This is a genomic window from Pseudomonas sp. F2 (assembly GCF_057174385.1).
In genome coordinates this window covers 4,368,851-4,389,838 of record NZ_CM169904.1, presented here as the reverse complement: position 1 = coordinate 4,389,838, position 20,988 = coordinate 4,368,851, and the positions used below count along the sequence as shown (strand labels likewise).

General features: G+C 60.5%; 19 protein-coding genes. 13 read left to right on the top strand and 6 right to left on the bottom strand.

Annotated elements, in window-relative coordinates; all coding sequences use genetic code 11:
• Positions 1–71: 71 nt before the first annotated feature.
• From AC193Q_RS19855 to AC193Q_RS19835, 5 genes are all read left to right on the top strand, one after another.
• Complete coding sequence (locus tag AC193Q_RS19855) at positions 72–980, top strand: LysR substrate-binding domain-containing protein (RefSeq protein ID WP_041071648.1); 909 nt, start codon at positions 72–74, stop codon at positions 978–980.
• Positions 981–1,311: 331 nt separating this feature from the next.
• Complete coding sequence (purE, locus tag AC193Q_RS19850) at positions 1,312–1,803, top strand: 5-(carboxyamino)imidazole ribonucleotide mutase (RefSeq protein ID WP_003229641.1); 492 nt, start codon at positions 1,312–1,314, stop codon at positions 1,801–1,803.
• A 10-nt stretch (positions 1,804–1,813) separates the two neighbouring features.
• Complete coding sequence (locus AC193Q_RS19845) at positions 1,814–2,896, top strand: 5-(carboxyamino)imidazole ribonucleotide synthase (protein WP_047297318.1); 1,083 nt, start codon at positions 1,814–1,816, stop codon at positions 2,894–2,896.
• Between the two features lie 117 nt (positions 2,897–3,013).
• Positions 3,014–3,259: a GlsB/YeaQ/YmgE family stress response membrane protein gene (locus AC193Q_RS19840; RefSeq protein WP_003229635.1), complete on the top strand. Its 246-nt coding sequence runs from the start codon at positions 3,014–3,016 to the stop codon at positions 3,257–3,259.
• A 100-nt stretch (positions 3,260–3,359) separates the two neighbouring features.
• Positions 3,360–3,896: a DUF3299 domain-containing protein gene (locus AC193Q_RS19835; protein WP_007962278.1), complete on the top strand. Its 537-nt coding sequence runs from the start codon at positions 3,360–3,362 to the stop codon at positions 3,894–3,896.
• Positions 3,897–3,979: 83 nt separating this feature from the next.
• Here the strand turns inward: AC193Q_RS19835 and AC193Q_RS19830 are convergent, their stop codons facing one another.
• Together AC193Q_RS19830 and AC193Q_RS19825 are read right to left on the bottom strand one after the other, a co-directional pair.
• Positions 3,980–4,879 (bottom strand): D-hexose-6-phosphate mutarotase, encoded by a 900-nt coding sequence (locus tag AC193Q_RS19830; RefSeq protein ID WP_121182782.1) that lies wholly within the window; start codon positions 4,877–4,879, stop codon positions 3,980–3,982.
• A gap of 58 nt (positions 4,880–4,937) precedes the next feature.
• Positions 4,938–5,342, bottom strand: coding sequence for an acyl-CoA thioesterase (locus tag AC193Q_RS19825; protein WP_003229628.1), 405 nt, complete (start codon positions 5,340–5,342; stop codon positions 4,938–4,940).
• A 377-nt stretch (positions 5,343–5,719) separates the two neighbouring features.
• Between AC193Q_RS19825 and AC193Q_RS19820 the strand changes: the two genes are divergently transcribed.
• Complete coding sequence (locus AC193Q_RS19820; protein ID WP_095667989.1) at positions 5,720–7,018, top strand: MFS transporter; 1,299 nt, start codon at positions 5,720–5,722, stop codon at positions 7,016–7,018.
• A gap of 17 nt (positions 7,019–7,035) precedes the next feature.
• On the opposite strand, the gene AC193Q_RS19815 is transcribed toward AC193Q_RS19820, so the two are convergent.
• Together AC193Q_RS19815 and AC193Q_RS19810 are read right to left on the bottom strand one after the other, a co-directional pair.
• Complete coding sequence (locus AC193Q_RS19815; protein WP_121182780.1) at positions 7,036–7,527, bottom strand: PIN domain-containing protein; 492 nt, start codon at positions 7,525–7,527, stop codon at positions 7,036–7,038.
• On the bottom strand, positions 7,524–8,582 hold the full coding sequence (locus AC193Q_RS19810; protein WP_095667991.1) for a helix-turn-helix domain-containing protein: 1,059 nt from the start codon (positions 8,580–8,582) through the stop codon (positions 7,524–7,526). Before AC193Q_RS19810 ends, AC193Q_RS19815 begins: the two co-directional genes overlap by 4 nt.
• 187 nt (positions 8,583–8,769) lie before the next feature.
• Between AC193Q_RS19810 and AC193Q_RS19805 the strand changes: the two genes are divergently transcribed.
• The 7 genes from AC193Q_RS19805 (at position 8,770) to AC193Q_RS19775 (ending at position 18,000) form a co-directional block, all read left to right on the top strand.
• Positions 8,770–9,771 (top strand): phosphate ABC transporter substrate-binding protein PstS, encoded by a 1,002-nt coding sequence (locus tag AC193Q_RS19805; protein WP_034152107.1) that lies wholly within the window; start codon positions 8,770–8,772, stop codon positions 9,769–9,771.
• Between the two features lie 454 nt (positions 9,772–10,225).
• Positions 10,226–12,259, top strand: coding sequence for an ABC transporter permease subunit (locus AC193Q_RS19800; RefSeq protein ID WP_183082867.1), 2,034 nt, complete (start codon positions 10,226–10,228; stop codon positions 12,257–12,259).
• 15 nt (positions 12,260–12,274) lie between these two features.
• Positions 12,275–13,945 (top strand): phosphate ABC transporter permease PstA, encoded by a 1,671-nt coding sequence (gene pstA, locus AC193Q_RS19795; protein ID WP_041071636.1) that lies wholly within the window; start codon positions 12,275–12,277, stop codon positions 13,943–13,945.
• 184 nt (positions 13,946–14,129) lie between these two features.
• Positions 14,130–14,963, top strand: coding sequence for a phosphate ABC transporter ATP-binding protein PstB (pstB, locus tag AC193Q_RS19790; RefSeq protein WP_007962289.1), 834 nt, complete (start codon positions 14,130–14,132; stop codon positions 14,961–14,963).
• A gap of 72 nt (positions 14,964–15,035) precedes the next feature.
• Complete coding sequence (phoU, locus tag AC193Q_RS19785; protein ID WP_007962290.1) at positions 15,036–15,797, top strand: phosphate signaling complex protein PhoU; 762 nt, start codon at positions 15,036–15,038, stop codon at positions 15,795–15,797.
• A gap of 178 nt (positions 15,798–15,975) precedes the next feature.
• Complete coding sequence (locus tag AC193Q_RS19780; protein WP_121182776.1) at positions 15,976–16,917, top strand: response regulator; 942 nt, start codon at positions 15,976–15,978, stop codon at positions 16,915–16,917.
• Between the two features lie 186 nt (positions 16,918–17,103).
• The gene (locus AC193Q_RS19775) at positions 17,104–18,000 is read left to right on the top strand and encodes a peptidoglycan DD-metalloendopeptidase family protein (RefSeq protein WP_041071631.1); all 897 of its coding nucleotides are present in this window, start codon (positions 17,104–17,106) and stop codon (positions 17,998–18,000) included.
• A gap of 186 nt (positions 18,001–18,186) precedes the next feature.
• Here the strand turns inward: AC193Q_RS19775 and AC193Q_RS19770 are convergent, their stop codons facing one another.
• On the bottom strand, positions 18,187–19,527 hold the full coding sequence (locus tag AC193Q_RS19770; RefSeq protein ID WP_007962298.1) for a hemolysin family protein: 1,341 nt from the start codon (positions 19,525–19,527) through the stop codon (positions 18,187–18,189).
• Positions 19,528–19,650: 123 nt separating this feature from the next.
• Positions 19,651–20,937, bottom strand: coding sequence for a phosphate regulon sensor histidine kinase PhoR (gene phoR / locus AC193Q_RS19765; RefSeq protein ID WP_217436730.1), 1,287 nt, complete (start codon positions 20,935–20,937; stop codon positions 19,651–19,653).
• Between the last annotated feature and the right edge of the window lie 51 nt (positions 20,938–20,988).

Below are 20,988 nucleotides of genomic sequence, written 5' to 3'. Positions count from 1 at the left end.
CATAATGCCCGTGTGACGCCGCCTGCGCGGCAGACGTGTGACCTGTTTTGGTGCGTTCCCGGGAGGGCGTGATGAATCTGGAAAGCAAATGGCTCGAGGACTTCAGTGCCCTGGCCGCCACCCGCAGCTTCTCGCAGGCGGCCGAACGGCGCTTCGTGACCCAGCCGGCGTTCAGTCGGCGGATCCGCAGCCTCGAAGCGGCGCTGGGCCTGACGCTGGTCAACCGCTCGCGCACGCCGATCGAACTGACGGCGGCCGGGCAACTGTTTCTGGTGACCGCGCGCACCGTGGTCGAACAGCTCGGCGAAGTGCTGCGCCACCTGCATCACCTGGAAGGCGGGCAGGGCGAAGTGATGCAAGTCGCCGCCGCGCACTCGCTGGCGCTGGGATTCTTCCCGCGCTGGATCGCGCAACTGCGCAATGAAGGGCTGAACATTGCCACACGGCTGGTCGCGACCAACGTCGGCGACGCGGTGCACGCGCTGCGCGAAGGCGGCTGCGACCTGATGCTGGCGTTCTACGACCCGGACGCAGCGATGCAGATGGATCCGGAAATCTTTCCGTCGTTGCACCTGGGCCAGACCGAGATGCTCCCGGTGTGTGCGGCGGATGCCGAGGGCAAGCCGCTGTTCGATCTGGAAGGTGACGTCAGCGTACCGTTGCTGGCGTACAGCGCCGGGGCGTTTCTCGGGCGCTCGGTAAATGGTCTTTTGCGTCAGCGTCAGCTGCGCTTTACCACCATCTATGAGACCGCCATGGCCGACAGCCTGAAAAGCATGGCCCTGGAAGGCCTCGGCATCGCCTGGGTACCGCAACTGAGCGTGCGCGCCGAGCTGGCCCGCGGCGAACTGGTGGTCTGCGGCGGCCCGCAATGGCATGTACCGCTGGAAATTCGCCTGTACCGCTGCGCACTGGTGCGCAAGGCCAACGTACGGTTGCTCTGGCGCAAACTTGAGGGCGGCGCTGCACAGGCTTCCTGAGCCCACCCAACAACCCTGTGGGAGCTGGCTTGCCAGCGATAGCGGTGGGTCAATCACCGCCTGTGGTTACTGATCTGACGCCATCGCTGGCAAGCCAGCTCCCACAGGTATCGTGGGATGCTGGAGCGCTGACCTTCAAGTCAATAAAACCGGGCCTTTCGCTGATTTGACAGATGGTCGTTTCGGGGGCTGTTTATTGGCATCTTTGCGGTATACTGCGCGGCCTTCGGCCGGTACGTCCGGCCATTTTTCGTACAATCAAGCCACGCAATCCTGCGTGGCTTGTTGTTTTTGACGCGCCTGCGGGCGCCCAGAGAGAAGAGGCGCGACGATGAGTGCACTGGTTGGCGTGATCATGGGCTCCAAGTCCGATTGGTCCACCCTTAGCCACACCGCCGATATGCTGGAAAAGCTCGGCATCCCGTACGAGGTCAAGGTGGTTTCCGCCCACCGCACCCCGGATCTGCTGTTCCAGTACGCCGAAGAGGCTGAGGGCCGTGGCATCGAGGTGATCATCGCCGGTGCCGGTGGCGCAGCCCACCTGCCAGGCATGTGTGCGGCCAAGACCCACCTGCCGGTACTGGGCGTTCCGGTGCAGTCGTCGATGCTCTCGGGTGTCGATTCGCTGCTGTCCATCGTGCAGATGCCAGCGGGCATTCCGGTCGCCACCCTGGCCATCGGCAAAGCGGGCGCGATCAACGCGGCCCTGCTCTCGGCGAGCATCCTCGGCGCCAAGCATCCACAGTTCCACGCGGTACTGAAAACCTTCCGTGCCGAGCAGACAGACAGCGTCCTGGACAATCCAGACCCACGTATTGCCTGAGGTTGTTGAGATGAAGATCGGTGTAATCGGTGGCGGCCAGTTGGGCCGCATGTTGGCGCTGGCGGGCACTCCGCTGGGCATGAACTTCGCTTTCCTCGACCCCGCGCCGGACGCTTGTGCCGCCGCGCTGGGCGAACACCTGCGGGCCGATTACGGCGATCAGGATCACCTGCGCCAACTGGCTGACGAAGTCGACCTGGTGACCTTCGAGTTCGAAAGCGTCCCGGCGGAAACCGTGGCGTTTCTCTCGCAATTCGTTCCGGTCTACCCAAGCGCCGAAGCCCTGCGCATCGCGCGTGACCGCTGGTTCGAAAAGAGCATGTTCAAGGACCTGGGGATTCCGACCCCGGCCTTCGCCGACATTCAATCGCAAGCCGACCTGGACGCCGCCGTGGCTTCGATCGGTCTGCCGGCCGTGCTGAAAACCCGCACCCTGGGTTACGACGGCAAGGGTCAGAAAGTCTTGCGCAAGCCAGAAGACGTGGTGGGTACGTTCGCCGAACTGGGCAGCGTGGCCTGCCTGCTGGAAGGCTTCGTGCCGTTCACCGGCGAAGTCTCGCTGATCGCCGTGCGTGCCCGTGATGGCGAAACCCGCTTCTACCCGCTGGTGCACAACACCCACGACAGCGGCATCCTCAAGCTGTCGGTGGCGAGCACCGATCACCCGCTACAGGCGTTGGCCGAAGACTACTCCAGCCGTGTGCTCAAGCAGCTGGATTACGTCGGCGTGATGGCGTTCGAGTTCTTTGAAGTCGACGGTGGCCTCAAGGCCAACGAGATCGCCCCGCGTGTGCACAACTCCGGGCACTGGACCACCGAAGGCGCCGAGTGCAGCCAGTTTGAAAACCACCTGCGTGCCGTGGCCGGTCTGCCGCTGGGTTCGACCGCCAAGGTCGGCGAGAGCGCGATGCTCAACTTCATCGGTGTGGTTCCTCCGGTCGAGAAGGTCATCGCTATCGAAGATTGCCATCTGCACCACTATGGCAAAGCCTTCAAGGCCGGGCGCAAGGTTGGTCACGCCAACCTGCGCTGCGCCGACATGGCCACGCTGCAGGCGCAGATCGTCAAGGTCGAAGCGCTGATCGCCGAGTAACGACAGTTTCATCTGGCAGCGGCGGAACCATTCAGGGCTCGCCGTTCTCTCATGGCAGGATGCCAAAGTCTGACTAGGCTTTGGCATATCTACTATTGAGTGTCAGAGGGAAATGCCATGGGAATTATCGGAACCATCTTTATCGGCTTGATCGTCGGCCTGCTGGCACGCTTCCTCAAACCGGGCGATGACAGCATGGGCTGGATCATGACCATCCTGCTCGGTATCGGCGGTTCGCTGGCGGCCACTTACGGCGGCCAGGCCCTGGGTATCTATCAGGCAGGTCAAGGCGCAGGCTTCATCGGTGCGCTGGTCGGCGCGATCGTGCTGCTGGTGATCTACGGCCTGATCAAAAAGAACTGATCCAAGCGACCAAGTCCTCTCTGCCAACGCGGCAGGGAGGGCTAGAATGCTCGGCGATTCGACGTCCTTCCTTATCCGAGCATCTTTACCGAGCACCTCCATGCGCCGTCTTTTGTTGACTCTCCTTTTGCTGGGCAGCGGTCTGGCCCACGCCGGCGAACTGCCGGAAACCGACTGGCTGGAACTGATGCCCAAGTCGGACCAGAAAGCCCTCGAGGCCATGCCCGAAATCGACCACAACTCCCCGGAAGCCACCGGCACCTTCACCGAGAAGGGCGGCATGAAGCAGGCCAAGGGTTTGCCGGCGGTGATGTATTCGACCAAGACCGTGGCGTCGATGAACGACAAGCACATCCGCATCGGTGGCTACCCGGTGCCGCTGGAGTCCGATGCCAAGGGGCGCAGCACGCTGTTCTTCCTCGTGCCATACCCGGGCGCGTGCATCCACGTACCGCCACCGCCGCCGAATCAACTGGTGCTGGTGCGTTATCCCAAGGGCTTGAAGCTGGATGACATCTACACGCCGCTGTGGGTGACCGGCACGCTGAAGATCGAGAAGGTCAGCAATGACCTGGCCGACGCGGCGTATGCGCTGGATGCGGACAAGGTGCGGGTGGTGCAGGAGTCTGATCTCTAAAGCAAAAGATCGCAGCCTTCGGCAGCTTCTACATTGGAATGCGTTTCCCTGTAGGAGCTGCCGAAGGCTGCGATCTTTTGATCTTAAAGCGGTTTACTACCGACGCTGACACCCATCGTATGGCTCGCACCCGACGCCAGATTCACCACATCATTCATTACATTTGCCGTCTCGATGCACAGCATGCGCTGCCAGCCGTCGTTGTCCATGTCGGCCAACGCTGCCGCACGGTCTATCCACGGGTTCCAGATCACCGCGGTGCGTGAGCCAGTGGCGGTCAGCACGATGCGTCGTTCCCAGGTCGGGTCGACGATGCTCAACTGCGGCGGGGCGTCGAGGTAGATGCGGTCGGTTTCGCCAGCGAAATGCAGGTCACCTTGCTGGCTGTGGGTTTTCCACTCATCCAGCGTCTCGATGTAATCCAGACCGTCCACACCGTCGACGTGCGCGTTGCGCACATCGCTGACTGCGAAATAAGTGTGCAGCGCCTGGCTGATGCTGACGGCTTCGGCACCTCGGTTGTGGCTGGTCAGGCTGATGTGCAACTGATCATTCAGATGCAGGGTCAGGGTCAGATCGACCTGATGCGGCCAGCCCGGCAGGCCACCTTCGGGGTAGGCCAGCTTGAATTCGACCTTGACGCCGTCAACTTCTGATTCGATGCCGCTCAGCTCCCAATCCATCGCTCGCACCAGACCGTGTGCGGGTGCCGGTTGCTCACCGGTGTACATGGCCTGCACGCTCTGCGGGTTGCGTTCGAACTTGCCGAACCATGGCCAGCATACCGGCACACCGGCGCGGATGCTCTTGCCGGTCTTGAACACAGCCTTGTCATTGAGCCAGATGATCGGCGGCTGGCCGTCGATCTGATAACTGAGGATGTGCGCGCCTTGCTGGGCCACCAGCACTTCGGCCTGACCGTGGCGGATGCGCCAGCAGTTCAGTTCATCCAGTTTCACGGCTTCAACGTTGGGCGTGTTCATGGGACAGCTCTCGATCAGACACTTGGGACGACTATCGACCGCAAAACCGCGGCGAGGTTTAACGTGCGCGCGGTGGCACCGAGCGGGTGCGACCGCTGCCGTCGATGGCGACGAAGACGAACACCGCCTCGGTCACTTTACGCCACTCGCTGGACAGCGGATCGTCACTCCACACTTCGACCATCATCTGGATCGAGCTACGGCCGATTTCCAGGGTCTGGGTATAAAAGGACAATTGCGCGCCGACCGCGACCGGCACCAGAAAGGCCATGCGGTCGATGGCCACGGTTGCCACACGGCCACCGGCAACGCGGCTGGCCATCGCGGTCCCCGCGAGGTCCATCTGCGCCACCAGCCAGCCGCCGAAAATATCGCCAAAGCCGTTGGTTTCGCGCGGGAGTGCGGTGATTTGCAAGGCCAGGTCGCCTTGCGGGATCGGATCTTCTTGTTCGAGCTCTATCATGCCGGGGGTGCCTCTGACCCGTGACTCTTCGTTGGTAGTGCTGGTGGTAGCCGTCTTAAGGAAAAACGATTCAGCACCGAACATACTGCGTTCGTCACGTTTTCCATAGGCGCCTAAAGGGGAAACTCTGCGAAACCGGCTGATCCCGTTCAAAAACCGGGCCAACGACGTTTTCGCACAGCAACCCCCTACAAACCGGAGCAAGGTTGCGAGTATATCGGTCGGTAGACTCCGCGACGACCATCGGGTTCTGATTTTGACCGGCAAATACGCGCCTCTATGTGCTTTTTCGAACAATTTGCTATGGTGCCGAACCTGCCCAAGCCACAGCCAGCGTTGTTGTGGCGGTAGATCCGCCTATAAGAGAAGCCCTTGCCATGACCACAGCGCCTTCGAGCCTCGCGCAGCCCGAGCAACCTGCACGCCCCCTGACCCGCAATGATTACAAGACTCTGTCGCTATCGGCCCTGGGCGGTGCGCTGGAGTTTTACGATTTCATCATCTTCGTGTTCTTCGCCACCGTGGTCGGCAAGCTGTTCTTCCCGGCCGACATGCCCGAGTGGCTGCGCCTGATGCAGACCTTCGGCATTTTCGCCGCCGGTTACCTCGCGCGGCCGCTGGGCGGCATCGTCATGGCGCACTTCGGCGACCTGTTGGGGCGCAAGAAAATGTTTACCCTGAGCATTTTCATGATGGCCGTGCCGACCCTGATCATGGGCCTGCTGCCAACCTACGCACAGATCGGCCTGTGGGCGCCGATTCTGTTGCTGCTGATGCGAGTGATCCAGGGCGCAGCGATTGGCGGTGAGGTGCCGGGGGCGTGGGTCTTCGTTTCCGAACACGTACCGCAAAAGCACATCGGCTACGCCTGCGGCACTCTGACCAGCGGCCTGACTGCCGGCATTTTGCTCGGCTCGCTGGTCGCCACGGCAATCAACAGCATCTACACGCCAGTGGAGGTGTCCGACTACGCCTGGCGGATCCCATTCCTGCTCGGCGGCGTCTTCGGCCTGTTCTCGGTGTACCTGCGCCGCTGGCTGCACGAAACTCCGGTGTTCGCCGAGCTGCAACTGCGCAAGGCGCTGGCCGAGGAAGTGCCGTTGCGTGCGGTGCTGCGTGACCATCGTGGGGCGATTGCGATCTCGATGCTGCTGACCTGGCTGCTGTCGGCCGGGATCGTCGTGGTGATTCTGATGACCCCGACCGTGCTGCAGACGGTCTATCACTTCTCGCCAACGGTGGCGCTGCAATCGAACAGCCTGGCGATCGTGTTCCTCAGCGTCGGCTGCATCATCTCCGGTGCCATGGCCGACCGTTTCGGCGCCGGCCGGGTGTTTGTCTTCGGTAGCCTGGGCCTGCTGATCAGCTCCTGGACTTTCTATCACAGCCTCGCCGATCACCCGAACTGGCTGTTCCCGCTGTATGCGCTGACCGGTCTGCTGGTCGGCACCATCGGCGCGGTGCCTTATGTGATGGTGAAAGCGTTCCCGCCGGTGGTGCGCTTCAGCGGGCTGTCGTTCTCGTACAACGTGGCGTATGCGATCTTCGGTGGCCTGACGCCGATGGTGGTCAGCCTGTTGCTTAAAGAGAGTGCGATGGGCCCGGCCTACTATGTGGCGGTGCTGTGCACGATGGGGATTCTGGTGGGGGCGTGGCTCTGGAAGAAGGGGCGCTGATCCAAAGATTCAGCTATTTAGGGCTCTCGCCAGCGTGAGAGCCTTGTTTCACACTCGCTAGCCGGGAGTCGAGCTCCATGCTCAAGCATGTGGGCCAAGGCTTCTGCTGCATGCAGTCTTTCGATGACGTGATGTTCAACCATCAAATCCAGTAACCAAAGAGCTCCGTGTACTTGGAGTCCGCCTCGCTGTGCCTGGCGCCTCAGCTTGCCATCTCCGGTGAGTAAAGGGCGACGTGTTTGCTGTGCCAGCAGGTAACAAGACACATCGGCCAGCGAACTGTTGTTGTGTTCGATTCGTAAACCATATAACCGCATGACACTGGCGTCATCGAGTGATTCGACTATCAGACCTTGATCAAGCAATTCGTCATGTGGGAAGTCTTCAAGTTCATGCATTACGAAGTCAGTACAACACAATGTGAAAGGCAATCTAAACATCTGCTCCAGTAATCCGGCATTTCTGAAATCGATCCAGATATTCGTATCACTGATGTAGATAAGGCTCATGCACTCTCCAATGAGCCCAGGAAACTTGGGTCCAGGGCTTTTACTGGCTTGCGCAAGAGTTCGGCAGCCCGGGATTTGGTAATCAGCCCTTCTGCCAGTGCCCAAAATGCTAACGACTCAAACCTTTGCGGCGGTTTGCACGGCATCGGCTCAGGTTCCGACTTTCGCCAGCCTTTGGCACTGAATTGAATAGTGAGGGATTTATAACCACCTTCGCTGAGTAGCTTCAGATCCTTCAGTCGTCTCAGGGCGGCATGCATCGATATTCCGTATTGCCGCTTGGCAATCAGTAGTTCTTGTGGATAAACCCTGGTGCGAGGATGGTTGCCGAAATCGCCAGTAACGCTTTTGGCTGGATACAGAAACGCCCCTGCGAAACGATGGCAGCAATTTTCTTTATCCTTTTCAGACATCTCCTCTGGCAATGCCATCACCCAATGACCGAGCTCATGGGCGGCAGTAAACCTGATTCGTTCGCCTGGGCGATCAGCATTCAACGCAATTAGGACATGCTTCCCGTCGCCAGTTGTAGCACAGGCACCATCGAAATCGTCTGGGCCATTGAGCATTGCAATCTTGATGCTGTGCTCTTCCAGCTGTTCGGTGAGGTTGGCAATGGGGTCAGTGCCAATTCCCCAGAATTGGCGAAGCTCCTCAGCCGCTAGCTCGGCTTCATCAATAGAGGAGACTGCAATCATTTGTGCGGGAGTGACAGGGGTGTTGATGTCTGCGGGATCGAAACATTCCTCTAGGGCGATGTATCGCTCGAGGTGCTCTCGAATTTTTTCTTCTACTTGGGCCTGGCGATACTTGGGCATCTTGGCCAGCTTACGAAATTCCAGAGGTGCCAAAGGTATCGCTTCTGAGCGGAAAAAGTACTCAGGATTGACCTGCAGTGCTTTAGCTAGTTGCAGCAGGCGAGTGGAGTTCGGGGTGCTCAACCCCTTCTCATATTTGCTCAAAGCTTGTTTGGTTATGTCGCCGAGCTGGATGGCCAGAGCATCAAGGGTTAGCCCTCGTTGCAGGCGTGCGCGACGAATTCGGTCGTTTATCATGGTGCCCTCTTGTGGTTGACAAGACTATCTTTTGGTATTGATTTGTCAACCTTGGAAGAGTTTCATTTTTTTGTGCCGCGCCCATGCTGGCCTTTCATCCAATTGTCATATTTCAGCCATAGAGTGTTCACACGGCCTGCTGATACTTGGCCCCGACTTAACACACCCTATCTGCTAGGAGTAAGGCATGAAACTGAAGCGTTTGATGGCGGCAATGACTTTTGTCGCTGCTGGCGTTGCGACTGCCAACGCGTTCGCCGCTGTTGACCCTGCTATCCCGAGCTACACCAAGACCACTGGTGTGTCGGGCAACCTGTCCAGCGTCGGTTCCGATACCCTGGCCAACCTCATGACCCTGTGGGCTGAGAACTACAAGAAAGAATATCCGAACGTAAACATCCAGATTCAGGCTGCTGGCTCCGCCACCGCGCCACCTGCGCTGACCGAAGGCACCTCCAACCTGGGCCCGATGAGCCGCAAGATGAAGGACACCGAACTGGCGGCCTTCGAACAGAAATACGGCTACAAGCCAACCGCTATTCCGGTGGCCGTGGACGCCCTGGCGGTGTTCGTGCACAAGGACAACCCGATCCAGCACCTGACCATGGAGCAGGTTGACGCGATCTTCTCGTCCACCCGTCTGTGCGGCGCCAAAGCCGACGTGAAAACCTGGGGCGACCTGGGCGTGACCGGCGACCTGGCCAACAAGCCAGTGCAACTGTTCGGTCGTAACTCGGTATCCGGCACCTACGGTTACTTCAAGGAAGAAGCCCTGTGCAAAGGCGACTACAAGCCTAACGTCAACGAACAACCAGGTTCGGCGTCGGTTGTGCAGTCGATCAGCTCCTCGCTGAACGGCATCGGCTACTCGGGCATCGGCTACAAGACTGCCAGCGTGAAGACTGTTGCTCTGTCGAAGAAAGGCAGCACTGACTTCATCGAGGACACCGAAGAAAACGCCCTGAACGGCAAGTACCCACTGTCGCGCTTCCTCTACGTTTACGTGAACAAGGCCCCGAACAAGCCTCTGGCCCCGCTGGAAGCCGAGTTCGTGAAACTGGTTCTGTCCAAACAGGGCCAGGAAGTGGTGGTGAAAGACGGCTACATCCCACTGCCAGCCAAGGTTGCTGCAAAAGCACTGGCTGACCTGGGTCTGCAGGAAGGCGGCGCTGAAGTCGCAAAAAAGTAACAAACTGAGTCAGGGGTAAACCCCGCCTGACTCATGTGGGAGCGAGCCTGCTCGCGAAGCGGCCTTCAGAACCGGCACTTTCGCGAGCAAGTTCGCCCCACACTCCCCGAATTCTTTTATCCACTGCCAGTGCCCTGCTGGCGGCGGATTTGCTGCGTCACTGCATTGTCATCTTTCTGTCATACAGGATCGCTAGGGTGTGCGCATGAATGATCTGGCCAATTCCAAAATGACTACGAACCCTCCCAAGCGCATTGACTTCAATACGCCTGAGTTGCAACGCAAGCGCCGCATTCGCGCGCTCAAGGATCGCTTCACCCGCTGGTACGTCCTCGTTGGCGGGCTGGCGGTGCTGGCAGCCATCACCCTGATCTTCTTCTTCCTCGCCTACGTCGTTGCCCCGTTGTTCCAGGGTGCCAGCCTGACCGCGAAAGATGCCATTACCCCGGCCTGGATGCAGGACGCCGGCACGCCGCTGATGATTTCGCTCGAAGAGCAGAATCAGGTGGCGATGCGCGTTTCCGACAAGGGCCAGGCGCTGTTCTTCGACATCGACAGTGGCGCTGAATTGAAGCGCGTCGATCTGCCGGTTCCTGCCGGCGCGACCGTCACTTCCATTGGCGAAGATCAGCCAGGTCATCCGCTGGTAGCGGTGGGCCTGTCCAACGGTCAGGCGCTGGTGTTCCGTCACACCTATAAAGTCAGCTACCCCGATGGCAAGAAAACCATCACACCGGCCATCGAATACCCGTACGGCGAGGCGCCGATCGCTGTGAACGAGAGCGGCGGGGCGCTGGAACATGTGAGCCTCAATGCGACCGATTCGACGCTGATGCTGGTCGGTTCGACCGGTGCGCAACTCAATGTGCTGGCGCTGACCAGCGAAGAAAACATGATGACCGGCGAAGTCACCAACGAGCAGAAACGTATCGATCTGCCGCAGATGACCGAACCGGTGAAAAACATCTTCGTCGACCCGCGCCAGCAATGGCTGTACGTGGTCAACGGACGCGCCCAGGCCGACGTGTTCAGCCTGCGCGACAAGAGCCTCAACGGTCGCTACAAACTGCTGGAAAACGCCGACGCCGAAGTCACCGCGAGCACGCAACTGGTGGGCGGCATCTCGCTGATCATCGGTGACTCCAAGGGTGGCCTGGCCCAGTGGTTCATGGCCCGAGACACCGATGGCGAACTGCGCCTGAAGCAGATCCGTACTTTCCAGATGGGCACCACGCCGATCGTCGAAATCACCGCCGAAGAGCGTCGCAAGGGCTTCGTGGCCCTCGATGCCAGCGGCAAACTCGGTGTGTTCCACAGCACCGCGCACCGCACGTTGCTGGTCGAGCCGGTGGCCGAAGGTCAGGGCCTGTTCGGCCTGTCGCCGCGCGCCAACCGGGTGATCGTTGAGGCGGGCGGCAAGCTGCAACCGCTGCTGCTGGACAACCCGCACCCGGAAGTGTCGTGGAGCGCGTTGTGGAGCAAGGTCTGGTACGAGAACTACGACGAGCCTAAATACGTCTGGCAATCGACCGCCGCCAACACCGATTTCGAACCGAAACTGAGCCTCTCGCCACTGACCTTCGGCACCCTGAAAGCGGCGTTCTACGCGATGCTGCTGGCGGCGCCGCTGGCGGTTGCCGCTGCGATCTACACCGCGTACTTCATGGCCCCGGGCATGCGCCGCAAGGTCAAACCGGTGATCGAGTTGATGGAAGCGATGCCGACGGTGATCCTCGGGTTCTTCGCCGGTCTGTTCCTCGCCCCGTATGTGGAAGGGCATCTGCCGGGCATCTTCAGCCTGCTGATGCTGTTGCCGATCGGCATTCTGGTGGCCGGTTTCACTTTCAGTCGCCTGCCTGAATCGATCCGCCTGAAAGTCCCGGATGGCTGGGAAAGTGCGCTGCTGATTCCGGTGATTCTGTTTGTCGGTTGGCTGTCGCTGTACATGAGCCCGTACATGGAGAACTGGTTCTTCGGCGGTGACATGCGCATGTGGATCTCCCACGACCTGGGCATCACCTACGACCAGCGCAACGCTCTGGTGGTCGGTCTGGCGATGGGTTTTGCGGTGATCCCGAACATCTACTCGATTGCCGAAGACGCCGTGTTCAGCGTGCCGCGTGGCCTGACCCTCGGTTCCCTGGCGCTCGGTGCCACGCCGTGGCAGACCATGACCCGCGTGGTGATCCTCACCGCCAGCCCGGGCATTTTCTCGGCGCTGATGATCGGCATGGGCCGTGCGGTCGGCGAAACCATGATCGTGCTGATGGCCACGGGTAACACCCCGGTCATGGAAATGAACCTGTTCGAAGGCCTGCGCACCCTGGCCGCCAACGTCGCGGTGGAAATGCCTGAGTCGGAAGTCGGCGGCAGCCACTACCGCGTGCTGTTCCTCTCGGCGCTGGTGCTGCTGTTGTTCACCTTCGTCATGAACACCCTGGCAGAACTGATTCGTCAGCGTCTGCGCAAGAAATACTCGTCGCTTTAAGAAAGGTAGAAGTCTGTGAAACAGAACTCCCTGAATGGATGGTTCAAGAGCGGCGCCCCGGGCGTCTGGATCAGCGGTGGCGCGGTGTCCATCGCGGTCATCATGACCATTGGCCTGCTGGCGGTGATTGCCGTGCGCGGTCTGGGTCACTTCTGGCCGGCGGACCTGATCCACGCCAGCTACGACGTACCGGGCCAGGCCAATCACCTGGTCATCGGCGAAGTGGTACAGAAAGAAGAAGTACCGCGCGCACGCCTGAAAAGCGCCGGCCTGCCGGTGCCTGATCAGGGCCCGGAATTCATGACCCGCGAGCTGATCAAGGTCGGCAACCGTGACCTCAACGGCAACGACTTCACCTGGGTGGTCGGCGAGTGGTTGACCAAGCAGACCACGCCGCCGGAACTGATGGCGATCGAGCGTCGCGAGTGGGGCAACTTCTACGGCTACCTGGTCAACGTCAAACAGGACGGCAAGGTCATCGCCGAAGGTGAAGCGGCGTGGCCTGAGCTGCAAGCGCGGATCAACCGGGTGAACGGCCTGGCGGCCCAACTCAAATCGCTGGAAAAGACTGACATCGGTGCGATCAACGCAGGGCTGGAACGCATCCGTCTGCACGGGCGCAAACTGGAACTGGACGGCAAGCTCGACGCCACCGCGCAAGCGGACATGGACGCCGAGCGTGCCGAGCTGAACGCGCGTTATCAGGATGTCGAAGCACGCCTGAGCGATCTGCATGCGCAGTTCAACCGCGACGCGTTGACCGCCCGCGATGCCAACGGCAAAGAGATCGAAATCAGCCTGGGCAAAGTGGTTCACGCTTACCAGCCGAACGCCATGGGCACGATGACCAAGATCGGTTTCTACTTCGGCAAGGTCTGGGAGTTCCTCTCGGATGACCCGCGTGAAGCGAACACTGAAGGCGGGATCTTCCCGGCGATTTTCGGCACCGTGATGATGACTCTGATCATGGCAATGATCGTCACCCCGTTCGGCGTGCTGGCGGCGGTGTACCTGCGTGAATACGCCAAGCAGAACACCCTGACCCGAGTGATCCGCATCGCGGTGAACAACCTCGCCGGTGTGCCGGCGATCGTCTACGGCGTGTTCGGTCTGGGCTTCTTCGTCTACGTGCTGGGTGGATCGGTCGACCGTCTGTTCTTCCCTGAAGCGCTGCCGGCGCCGACGTTCGGCACACCGGGTCTGCTCTGGGCTTCGTTGACCCTGGCGCTGCTGGCGGTGCCGGTGGTGATCGTGGCGACCGAGGAAGGTCTGGCGCGTATCCCGCGCACCGTCCGTGAAGGCTCGCTGGCACTGGGCGCGACCAAGGCCGAGACGCTGTGGAAGATCGTCCTGCCAATGGCCAGCCCGGCCATGATGACCGGCATGATCCTCGCCGTGGCTCGCGCCGCCGGTGAAGTGGCGCCATTGATGCTGGTGGGTGTAGTGAAACTGGCACCGTCGCTGCCGGTGGACGGCAATTACCCGTACCTGCACCTGGACCAGAAGATCATGCACCTGGGCTTCCACATCTATGACGTCGGCTTCCAGAGCCCGAACGTCGAAGCGGCACGGCCGCTGGTGTACGCCACGGCGTTGCTGCTGGTGCTGGTGATCGCCACGTTGAACCTGTCGGCGGTGTGGATTCGTAACCACCTGCGCGAAAAATACAAAGCACTGGATAGTTGACACAAACCCTGTGGGAGCTGGCTTGCCAGCGATGCAGACGACGCGGTCTGCCAGTAACACCGCGGTGATGCCATCGCTGGCAAGCCAGCTCCCACAGGAATCGCGACAGACACAGAATTTGAGTAACCCGCTGGCGTTGTCCGGCGGTACAACCAACCGAATTTGTTAGCACAGGGAGCCTCCCATGCAGCACGAAACACATACCCACGGCATCAACATGTCGGCCCTGGGTCGCGACAAGCAGAGCCTGAGCCTCGAGCAGGAAACGGTGGCCATCGAGGTCCCGGGCCTGAGCCTGTTCTACGGTGAGAAGCAGGCGCTGTTCGACGTCAGCATGAACATCCCGAAACAGCGCGTGACCGCGTTCATCGGCCCGTCCGGCTGCGGCAAGTCCACGCTGCTGCGCACCTTCAACCGCATGAACGACCTGGTTGACGGTTGCCGTGTCGAAGGTGCGATCAACCTGTACGGCAACAATATCTACCGCAAGGGTGAAGACGTCGCCGAATTGCGTCGCCGCGTGGGCATGGTGTTCCAGAAGCCCAACCCGTTCCCCAAGACCATCTACGAAAACGTGGTCTACGGTTTGCGCATTCAAGGCATCAACAAGAAGCGCATCCTCGACGAAGCCGTCGAGTGGGCGCTGAAAGGCGCGGCGCTGTGGGATGAGGTCAAAGACCGTCTGCATGACTCGGCACTCGGCCTGTCCGGTGGTCAGCAGCAGCGTCTGGTGATTGCCCGCACCATCGCGGTTGAGCCGGAAGTGTTGCTGCTCGACGAGCCGTGCTCGGCCCTCGACCCGATCTCGACCCTGAAAGTCGAAGAGCTGATCTACGAGCTGAAGTCCAAGTTCACCATCGTCATCGTGACCCACAACATGCAGCAGGCCGCGCGGGTTTCCGACTACACGGCGTTCATGTACATGGGCAAACTGGTGGAATTCGGCGACACCGACACCCTGTTCACCAATCCGGCGAAGAAGCAGACCGAAGACTACATCACCGGTCGTTACGGCTAGCAGATGGCGGTTGCTCAAAGAAATTGACGCTGCGGCCCGCCGCACCTTACCGGACGCTCCAAGGACGCCACCATGATTAGTAAAGAAGGCCTTACCCACCACATCTCCGCGCAGTTCAACGCTGAACTGGAAGAAGTGCGCAGCCACCTGCTGGCCATGGGCGGGCTGGTCGAGAAGCAGGTCAACGACGCGGTCACCGCACTGATCGAGGCCGATTCCGGCCTGGCTCAGCAGGTGCGCGAGATCGACGACCAGATCAATCAGATGGAACGCAACATCGATGAAGAATGCCTGCGCATTCTCGCCCGTCGGCAGCCGGCGGCGTCCGACCTGCGTCTGATCATCAGCATCTCCAAGTCGGTGATCGATCTGGAGCGCATCGGCGACGAAGCGACCAAGATTGCCCGCCGTGCCATTCAGCTGTGCGAAGAAGGCGAAGCGCCGCGCGGTTACGTCGAAGTGCGCCACATCGGCGACCAGGTACGCAACATGGTGCGCGATGCGCTGGACGCGTTTGCCCGCTTCGACGCCGATCTGGCCCTGTCGGTGGCGCAATACGACAAGGTCATCGACCGCGAATACAAGACCGCGCTGCGTGAGCTGGCCACCTACATGATGGAAGACCCGCGCTCTATTTCGCGGGTTTTGAGCATCATCTGGGTGCTGCGTTCGCTGGAGCGTATCGGCGACCACGCGCGCAATATCTCGGAGTTGGTGATCTACCTGGTACGCGGCACCGATGTGCGGCACCTGGGCCTCAAACGCATGAAAGAAGAAGTTCAAGGCACAAGCGGCGAAACCGCTAATGTTCCGGGCGATGCTGACGATAAGTAAGATTGCCTGAGAAAAGCGCCCGGCCCTTTGGCCGGGCGTTTTTGTTTATGGCGCTTGAGTAGAGAATCGAATTAAAAAGCAGCACCCGCGAACGAAAAGTCCCGGCGTGACTGAAGATTGTTGGCAATGTGCCATCAGCAAAGCGGTATGCTTGCCGGGATTTTTATAGGGGTGTTGGATGAGCAAGATCAGTGTGTTGGTCGTGGACGACGCTTCGTTCATTCGCGACCTGGTGAAAAAGTGCCTGCGTAATTACTTCCCGGGGATCCGCACCGAGGATGCCATCAACGGCAAAAAGGCTCAGGCCATGTTGGCCAAGGAAGCATTCGACCTGGTGCTGTGCGACTGGGAAATGCCGGAAATGTCCGGTCTTGAACTGCTGACCTGGTGCCGCGAGCAGGACAATCTCAAAACCATGCCATTCATCATGGTCACCAGCCGTGGTGATAAAGAGAACGTGGTGCAGGCGATTCAGGCCGGCGTTTCCGGCTATGTCAGCAAGCCGTTCACCAACGAGCAACTGCTGACCAAGGTCAAGCAGGCGCTGAACAAGGTCGGCAAGCTCGACACTCTGATGAACAGCGCGCCGACCAAGATGAATTCGGCATTCGGCAACGATTCCCTGAGCGCGTTGACCGGTGGCAAGCCTGCGGTGGTCGGTGCTGCGCCGGCCGCTGCGGCGGCCAAGCCTGCCGCTGCGGCGGCACCTGCTGCGGCGCCGTCCCGCGGCTTGCTCAACAGCCCGCCAGTCCAGGCTCCGGCCGCCTCCAAAGCCCCGGCCGGAGGTCGTGGCCAGGGCCAGTTGCGCCTGCCAGGCGGCACCCAGCAATGCGTGATCAAGGCCCTGAGCATCAAGGAAGCGCTGTTGGTGGTGAAACGCACCGAGGCCCTGCCGCAGATTCTCGACAGCGCCGTCCTCGATCTGGAGCAGGGCGACAACGCCGAAATCGCCCGCCTCAACGGCTACCTGCACGCCATCGTTGCCCACGAACAGAAAGCCGACAGCGACTGGCTGCAACTGACATTCCGTTTCGTCGACCAGGATGCGCAGAAGCTCGACTACATCTCGCGCCTGATCGCCCGCGGTACGGCGCAGAAGCACTTCGTTCCGGGCGCGTAAGCGGCGTCTGTGAAAAGATCGCAGCCTGCGGCAGCTCCTACATTGGAATGCATTTCCCTGTAGGAGCTGCCGCAGGCTGCGATCTTTTGCTTTGTGCGCTGGGCAATTTGAAACATCTGTCGACTAGCCTGGTCTGTCTCAGCTGCTAGGCTCTTTTCCAGGCCTTCCTTCGACAGATTTCTGCCCATGCTCGCGCGCCTGTTGTTTCTCTGTGGTCTTTTCCTGGCCTCCACCTCGACTGTGGCCATGACCATCTACAAATCCACCGATGCCAACGGTGTCGTCTCGTACAGCGACCGGCCGAGCAAAGGCTCGCAGGTGTTCGTGTTTCAGGACCGCATGGTCGAACATCTGGAGCGCCAGGTGTACCTCGACATCAAGAAGCAGAAGGGCGCCGACGTGGTGTTCGTGCGCAACGATCTGTATGCACCGGTCGAGATTGCGCTGGCGTTTACCGGGATGAGCAACGTGCGTGGCGTGCCGGCCCAGACCATCCGCCGAGTGCTGCCTGCGCGCAGTAATACCCGGTTGGCACTGCTCACAGCGATTACCCAGGGTCAGCCGCTGGTGTATTCACCGCAATTTCAGTATTCCCTGGGTGACCCTGCAGGCGCTGCGCAGAGCTATCGCTATCCGTTGCCGTGGCGGGGCGGGCCGTTCCGTCTGAGTCAGGGCGCCAATGGCCAGTACAGCCATTACGGGCCGAAGAACCGGTATGCGATGGACATCGCCATGCCGGTCGGCACGCCGATCATCGCCGCACGGGCCGGGGTGGTGGTGAAAACCGAAAATTCGCAGAGCGGGCGCGGCAATGATGCGTCCGGCAATTTCGTCCGGGTGCTGCATGACGACGGCACGATGGGCGTGTACCTGCACCTCAAGCAAGGTTCGGTGAGCGTGCGCGAGGGGCAGCGGGTGACGGTCGGCAGCCCGCTGGCACTGTCGGGCAATACCGGCAACAGCAGCGGCCCGCACCTGCACTTTGTGGTGCAGCGCAATACCGGGCAGGGGCTGGTGTCGATTCCGTATCAGTTCAACCAGCCGCTGGGGGCGTTGCCCAACTTTGCGTTGGGCAAACAGTAAAACCGTTAGGGGGCCGCTGTGGAGGGGCTTTTGTGGTGAGGGGATTTATCCCCGATGGACGGCGCAGCCGTCCCAAAATCATTGAAGGCATTGAGTCAGGAGTTGAGCGATTGCAGATTACAGGGACGCTCCGCGACCCATCGGGGATAAATCCCCTCACCACAGAAGCGTCCCCCAAAACACCCATCAATCCAGCATCAACACCTTGGCCAGCACAATCTTCGGCCCTTTCATCTTCTTGATGATGATCCGCAGGCCTTCGACTTCCAGCACTTCTTCCTCTTCCGGGACGCGCTTGAGGGTTTCATAGACCAGCCCGGCGAGGGTTTCCGCTTCGATGTGATCCAGGTCGATACCTAGCAGGCGTTCAACTTTGAACAGCGGCGTGTCGCCGCGTACTAGCAGCTTGCCCGGCTGATACGCGAGGATCCCGCGCTCGGCTTTGCGGTGTTCGTCCTGGATGTCGCCGACCAGCACTTCCAGCACGTCTTCCATGGTCAGGTAGCCGATGATGTTGCCGTCGGCCTCTTCCACCACGGCGAAGTGCGAGCCGCCCTTGCGGAACTGCTCCAGCAGCTGCGACAGCGGCATGTGCCGCGACACGCGCTCCAGCGGGCGGGTCAGCTCGGCCAGGTTGAACGACTCCGGAATGTGGTCCAGCGCCGCCAGCTCCAGCAGCAGGTCCTTGATGTGCAGCAGGCCGACGAACTCCTGGCGTTCGCTGTCGTACACCGGATACCGGCTGAACTTGTGGCGACGGAACATCGCGAGGATTTCTTTCAGCGGCGCGTTGAATTCGAGGGTGATCAGGTCTTCGCGGGAGTTGGCCCAGTCGACCACCTCCAGTTCGCCCATCTCCACTGCCGAGGCCAGCACGCGCATGCCCTGGTCGCTCGGGTCCTGACCACGGCTGGAGTGCAGGATCAGTTTCAGTTCTTCGCGGCTGTAATGATGTTCGTGGTGCGGGCCGGGTTCGCCCTGGCCGGCGATGCGCAGAATCGCGTTGGCGCTGGCGTTGAGCAGGTAGATCGCCGGGTACATCGCCCAGTAGAACAGGTACAGCGGCACTGCCGTCCACAGCGACAGCAGCTCGGGTTTGCGGATCGCCCATGACTTGGGCGCCAGCTCACCGACCACGATGTGCAGGTAGGAAATAATGAAGAACGCGGTAAAGAACGAAATGCCTTTGACCACTTCCGGCGACTGCACGCCGACCGCGCTCAGCAGCGGCTCGAGCAGGTGCGCGAACGCCGGTTCACCGACCCAGCCCAGACCGAGGGAGGCGAGGGTGATACCGAGCTGACAGGCCGAGAGGTACGCATCCAGTTGACTGTGAACGGTGCGCAGGATGTGCCCGCGCCAGCCGTTCTTGTCGGCGATGGCCTCGACCCGGGTCGAGCGCAGTTTGACCATGGCAAATTCCGCCGCAACGAAGAAGCCGTTGAGCAACACCAGGATCAGAGCGAAAAGAATCATGCCGAAATCGGCGAAAATCGTAGCGAGGGACAAGCCAGGGGAAGGGTCCATGATGGAGTTTTGCAGGTTCCGTGTGATTCGTAAGAGAGAAAAAATCGCGCCTGAAAGGCAGACGCAAGTCAGCCAATGTAGCGGCTGACTTGGCGATTGCCTAGTGGCGCGTGCTGGCCGGTATCACTCGGCGGCGCTGATGGCCCGTGCCTGGGCCACCTGGGCCGGGGCGAAGTGGCAGGTGAACGTGCTGCCATGACCAGGCACGCTGCTGATCTCCATCCGTGCGCGGTGGCGCAGCAACACATGTTTGACGATTGCCAGGCCCAGCCCGGTGCCGCCGGTGTTGGAGTTGCGACTGGAGTCGACACGGTAGAAGCGTTCGGTCAGGCGCGGCAGGTGCTTGCTGTCGATGCCGATCCCGGAGTCCTGCACGCTCAGGTGCGCGCCTTGCTCGTCGCCCCACCAGCGAATGCGGATGTTGCCCTCGGCCGGGGTGTACTTCACGGCGTTGAACACCAGGTTGGAGAAGGCGCTGCGCAGTTCCGCCTCGCTGCCCTTGAGCAGGATCTTGCCATCGGCTTCGAGGGTGATTTTCTGGTTTTTCTGCCCGGACAACTGCTGCGCATCGCTTTTGATCGACTGCAGCAGGGTGTCGATCTGCACCGGCTGATTGTCCGACGGGTAATCGGTGGCTTCCAGTTTCGCCAGCAACAGCAGGTCGTTGAGCAGGGTCTGCATGCGCCCGCCCTGTTGCTGCATCTGCTGCAGGGCGCGACTCCAGCGCGGATTCACTTCCTCGACATTATCGAGCAGGGTTTCCAGGTAGCCGCAGATCACCGTCAGCGGCGTGCGCAGTTCGTGGGAGACGTTGGCGATGAAGTCTTTGCGCATCTGTTCCAGCTGATGGATGCGCGTGACGTCGCGCACCAGCATCAAATGTTCATTGTTGCCGTAGCGCGTCAGGTACAGCTGAATGCGCACCCGATCATTGGTCGGCGAAGGGATTTCCAGCGGTTCGGCGTAGCTGTCCTGCTCGAAGTATTCCTTGAAGCGCGGATGGCGCACCAGGTTGGTCACCGGTTGGCCACTGTCCTGCGGGGTCTTGAGGCCGAGCAGGGTTTCGGCAGCGCGGTTCCACCATTCCAGATTGCCGTCGCTGTCGAGCATGATCACCGCATCTTTGAGCGCGGCGGTGGACTCCTGTACCCGGTCGATCACCGCTTGCAGGCGTCCGCGTACCCTTTGGTCGCGGCGTTGCAGGTGGTAGATGCTGTCGAACACCTCGCCCCACAGGCCATAGCCATCGGGCGGTGCTTCATCGGGTTGGTGCAGACGCAGCCATTCGTGCAGGCGCAGCAGTTGCTTGAGCGTCCAGGCCAGATACAGGCCCAGGCCGGCAGCGAGGCTCCAGCCGTAATAGCCGCTGATCAAACCGATCACCAGGCAGGCGGTGACCAGCAACAGCATGTGGCGAATCAGGGTGCCATGCCAGTTTTGATTCACGGAAAATACGGTCCT